Source organism: Herbaspirillum lusitanum P6-12 (assembly GCF_000256565.1).
Taxonomy (GTDB): Bacteria; Pseudomonadota; Gammaproteobacteria; order Burkholderiales; family Burkholderiaceae_D; genus Herbaspirillum; species Herbaspirillum lusitanum.
The window spans coordinates 1-4,431 of sequence record NZ_AJHH01000614.1 but is presented as its reverse complement, the minus strand read 5'-3'; the positions used below and the strand labels follow the sequence as shown (position 1 = coordinate 4,431).

Here is a 4,431-nt window from a genome sequence, read left to right as displayed (position 1 = left end):
GCCCGCTGCGCGGCGGCGTAGGCCTTGGGCGTGACGCCGGTTTTCTCTTTGAACACGCGATGAAAATGGAAGCGGCTCATGCCGGCGATCTGCGCCAGCTCATCCAGCGAAGGCAGGTCTTCGGCCTGCTCAATGGCGCGACAGACGGTGGCAATGGCTTGCGCCCGGCGTTCGCCCAGCGCCGCTTCGTTCGGCTTGCAACGCTTGCAGGCGCGGAACCCGGCTTGCTCGGCCTGCGCGCCGCTGTCGTAGAAGGCGACGTTTTCGCGGCGAGCCTGGCGCGACGGACACGACGGCCGGCAATACACGCCGGTGGTGCGCACGGCGTAGTAGAACGTGCCGTCGGCGGCCTTGTCGCGCTGCGTGACGGCCAGCCAGCGCCGATCGTCGAGGTCGGCAGCAACGTGGGCAACGGCCGCGGCGGAATTGGAATTGGAATTGGTCTTGCGGGTAGACATACTGAACATGATGACACCTTTTGGTTACACGGTCATCGCAGTATAGGAAGCGCTCCGCCCGCTCGCACTCCAAGCCTTGCTTTCAAATCCGGTGTGGTTTCCCGCGTGGAAATCAGGACGAAAACTTGATCCGCTGGCGGCTTTGCGCCGGTTGCGTGACATGGTCCAGCGGCAGCACATGCGAGTGCTTGACCTGTTTCATGGTGATGTTGGACTTGACGTTGGTCACGCCCGGCAAACGCAGCAAACGCGTCATCATGAACTCGGAAAACGCCGCCAGGTCGGGGGCGACAATGCGCAGGATATAATCCGCTTCGCCGGTGATCGAAAAGCACTCCATGATTTCCGGCATGTCCTGCACCGCTTCCTCGAACTGGATGCCGCGCGTTTCACCCTGACGGTCCAGCGTGACGTTGGTGAAGGCAGTGACGCCGAGGCCGATCACGGCCGGGTCGAGCACCGCGGTATAGCGCTCGATGACATGGGCTTCCTCCAGCCGCTGCACGCGACGGCTGATCTGCGAGGTGGAGAGATGGACTTTCTGTCCGAGGGCGCTATTGGTGATGTGTCCGTCGCGCTGCAATTCGGCCAGCAAGGCCAGATCAAACCGGTCTACCGTGATTGTGCTCATAACGCCCTCTTTTATGCATGAATTTGAATAATTTGTGCATGATACCGCGAAGAATGCGCGAATAACAATCACATTTTGCACTTCCCCTGCAATAAACTGGCTTCACACACCACCCAGCACGGAGCGAGTGCAAGGGGTTCATACCGACACTGCGCCGGCCCGCTCCGATCAACAGGAGACAGTCATGGGCCAAGCCATACCGAGTACCTCTTCCAACACACGTAGCACCGACCTGTTCGACAACCCGATGGGCACCGACGGCTTCGAGTTCGTCGAATACGCTGCGCTCGATCCGCTGCCGATCGCCGCCGTGCTGGAATCGATGGGCTTTGCGGCGGTGGCCCGCCATCGCTCCAAGAACGTCACGCTGTACCGCCAGGGCCAGATCAATTTCATCATCAACGCCGAACCGGACAGCAAGGCGGTCGAATTCGCCAAGGTGCATGGCGCCTCGGTCAACGCGATGGCCTTCCGTGTCAAGGACGCCGCCGCCGTCTACAAGCGCGCGCTGGAAATGGGCGCCGAGGGCGTGCCCGCCAAGCTTGGTCCGATGGAGCTGAACATCCCTGCCATCAAGGGCATCGGCGGTTCGCTGCTGTACCTGGTGGATCGCTACGGCGAGCGCGGCTCGATTTACGACATCGACTTCGAATTCTTTCCCAACGTCGAGCGCAATCCGGTCGGCGTCGGCCTGACCTATATCGATCACCTGACCCACAACGTGGTGCGCGGCGCGATGGATACATGGTCGTCGTTCTACGAGCGCCTGTTCAACTTCCGGGAAATCAAGTATTTCGACATTGAAGGCAAGCTGACCGGCCTCAAGTCGCGTGCGATGACCAGCCCCTGCGGCAAGATCCGCATCCCGATCAACGAGAGCGCCGACGACAAGTCGCAGATCGAGGAATTCATCAAGCAGTACAACGGCGAAGGCATCCAGCACATCGCACTGGGCACCGACGACATCTACCAGACCGTGCGCACGCTGTACCAGCGCAAGGTGCCGCTGCAGGACACCATCGCCACCTATTACGACCTGGTCGAGCGCCGCATTCCCGGCCACAAGGAAGACCTGGCCGCGCTGCGCGAGTTGAAGATTTTGATCGACGGCGCACCGACCGAAGGCCAGGGCCTGCTGCTGCAGATTTTCACGCAGACGCTGATCGGACCGATCTTCTTCGAGATCATCCAGCGCAAGGGCAATGACGGATTCGGCGAAGGTAATTTCAAGGCGCTGTTCGAGTCAATCGAACTGGACCAGATTCGCCGCGGCGTGATTTAAGCAATGGCCAGCAAATCTTCTGCCGGAAAAGAAAAGGCGCGCCGCTTGCCCTGATCAATCTTTCTTGCCCGCCACCAGCGCCGCCATCGCGGCAGCATTGGGCTGCACGCCGCTGAGCAAGCCGTCGACGACACCGGTGCGATTCTGCGCCGGCTGGTTCTGGCTGACCTTCCATTTGCCGACCAATGTGGTGATCGTGATTTCAATCCCGACGATGGCGCCGATCATCTTGTCGATGTAATCCGGCGGCGCATCGCCGACCGACCAGGGTTGCGCCATGGCGGCTTCATGATGCGTCGTCAGCCTGGTCACGAGGCTGCGCAGCCATTCAGCGTCGTCGATGACGCGCATGGGTCCGCCGGCATGCACGACGGCGTAATTCCAGGTCGGCACGGCCTTGCCGTTTTCCTTCTTGGTGGGATACCAGGATGGCGAAATGTAGGCGTCCGCGCCCTGGAAGACGGCCAGCGCGTCCGTTGTCGCCACGAAATCTTTCCAGACCGGATTGGCGCGGGCGACATGTCCGCGCAGGACGCCATGCTCGCCTTCACCGGCGCTCAGGATCAGGGGGATATGATTGACGTCCAGTCCGGCCGAGGTCTGCGTGACCAGCGTGGACAAGGGATGGTCCTGCATCAGGCGATGCAGGACGTTGAGGTCGGATTCGGCGAAATGGCTGGGTAGGTACACGTGTTTTCCCTTGCTGTAGGCGGCTTGATGCAGGCTTCGTTCAAGCGATCCACTGTAACCGACCTTGCCGGTTTTTCACAGGAGGCAAAACACTCGACAATGCCGGCTGCACGTTGTGAAAAACTCGACAACGCGCGGCCGGCAATGTGATTCAGGCGTGTCCCAGATACGCCTTGCGCACGGCGTCATTGGCCAGCAGATTGGCGCCGGTGTCGGCCAGCACGACGTGGCCGTTTTCCAGCACGTAGCCGCGATCGGCCACGCCCAGCGCCTTGTTGGCGTTTTGCTCGACCAGGAACACGGTGACGCCCTGGTCGCGGATGGTGCGGATGATTTCAAAGATCTGCGCGATCACCAATGGCGCCAGGCCCAGCGTCGGCTCATCCAGCAAGAGCAGGCGCGGCTTGCTCATCAGCGCGCGGCCGATGGCCAACATCTGCTGCTCCCCGCCCGACATGGTGCCGGCGCGCTGGCCAGCCCGTTCTTTCAGGCGCGGAAACAGTCCGAACACATGCTGCACGCCCTCTTCGACCTGGTCGTTGGTGGCGAAGAACGCGCCCATCTTGAGGTTTTCCAGCACCGTCAGACTCGGGAAGACACGGCGGCCTTCCGGCGAAATCGCCATGCCGAGGCGCATGATTTCATGCGTCGAACGCTGCGTGATGTCCTGGCCTTCGAAGATGATCTTGCCGCTGGAGGCGCGCGGCTTGCCGCACAAGGTCATCAGCAAGGTGGTCTTGCCGGCGCGCCGTTGGCGCCGATCAGCGTGACGATCTCGCCCTTCTCCACATTCAGCGATACGCCATGCAGCGCTTCGATGGCGCCGTAATGGGTATGTACCTGTTCAAACTGCAACATCATTCTTCTCCCAGGTAGGCTTTGATCACGCGCTCGTCATTGCGCACCAGTTCCGGCGTGCCGGTGACGATGGGCTTGCCGTGCTCCATCACGAGGATGCGGTCGGAGATGCCCATGATCAGGCTCATGTCGTGTTCGATCAGCAGCACGGCGACGCCGTGTTCGCGGCGCAGGCGGTTGATCAGTTGCTGCAGCTCCTGCTTCTCTTGCGGATTGAGGCCGGCGGCCGGTTCGTCCAGCAACAGCAGGCGCGGCTTCGTGATCATGCAGCGGGCGATTTCGACGCGGCGCTGCAAGCCGTACGACAAGGTCCCGGCTTCACGATTGGCCAGCGCCGTCAGGCCGAGCTGATCGAGCCAGTAGGCGGCACGATCCAGCGCGTCCTTCTCGGCGCGGCGATAGCCGGGCAACTTCAGCAAACCCGACACCAGGTTGTTGTTGATCTGGTTGTGCTGCGCCACCAGCAGGTTCTCGACCACGCTCAAGGTCTTGAACAGGCGGATGTTCTGGAA

At 61.3% G+C, this 4,431-nt stretch carries 5 protein-coding genes and 1 pseudogene; 1 reads left to right on the top strand and 5 read right to left on the bottom strand.

Features of this window, described 5'->3' with window-relative positions; genetic code table 11:
- On the bottom strand, positions 1-467 hold a 467-nt coding region (locus HLUSI_RS0120260; protein ID WP_016835680.1), incomplete at its 3' end, for a bifunctional transcriptional activator/DNA repair enzyme AdaA.
- A gap of 103 nt (positions 468-570) precedes the next feature.
- Positions 571-1,089 (bottom strand): Lrp/AsnC family transcriptional regulator, encoded by a 519-nt coding sequence (locus HLUSI_RS0120255; protein ID WP_016835679.1) that lies wholly within the window; start codon positions 1,087-1,089, stop codon positions 571-573.
- 184 nt (positions 1,090-1,273) lie between these two features.
- Between HLUSI_RS0120255 and hppD the strand changes: the two genes are divergently transcribed.
- The gene (hppD, locus tag HLUSI_RS0120250) at positions 1,274-2,371 is read left to right on the top strand and encodes a 4-hydroxyphenylpyruvate dioxygenase (protein ID WP_016835678.1); all 1,098 of its coding nucleotides are present in this window, start codon (positions 1,274-1,276) and stop codon (positions 2,369-2,371) included.
- A gap of 54 nt (positions 2,372-2,425) precedes the next feature.
- Here the strand turns inward: hppD and HLUSI_RS0120245 are convergent, their stop codons facing one another.
- From HLUSI_RS0120245 to HLUSI_RS0120235, 3 genes and pseudogenes are all read right to left on the bottom strand, one after another.
- Positions 2,426-3,061: an FMN-binding negative transcriptional regulator gene (locus HLUSI_RS0120245; protein WP_016835677.1), complete on the bottom strand. Its 636-nt coding sequence runs from the start codon at positions 3,059-3,061 to the stop codon at positions 2,426-2,428.
- 151 nt (positions 3,062-3,212) lie between these two features.
- Positions 3,213-3,919: pseudogene (locus tag HLUSI_RS29775) on the bottom strand (ABC transporter ATP-binding protein).
- Positions 3,919-4,431 (bottom strand): ATP-binding cassette domain-containing protein (locus tag HLUSI_RS0120235; RefSeq protein WP_016835676.1); only part of this gene is annotated, 513 nt, incomplete at its 5' end. The gene HLUSI_RS0120235 and the pseudogene HLUSI_RS29775, both read right to left, overlap by 1 nt.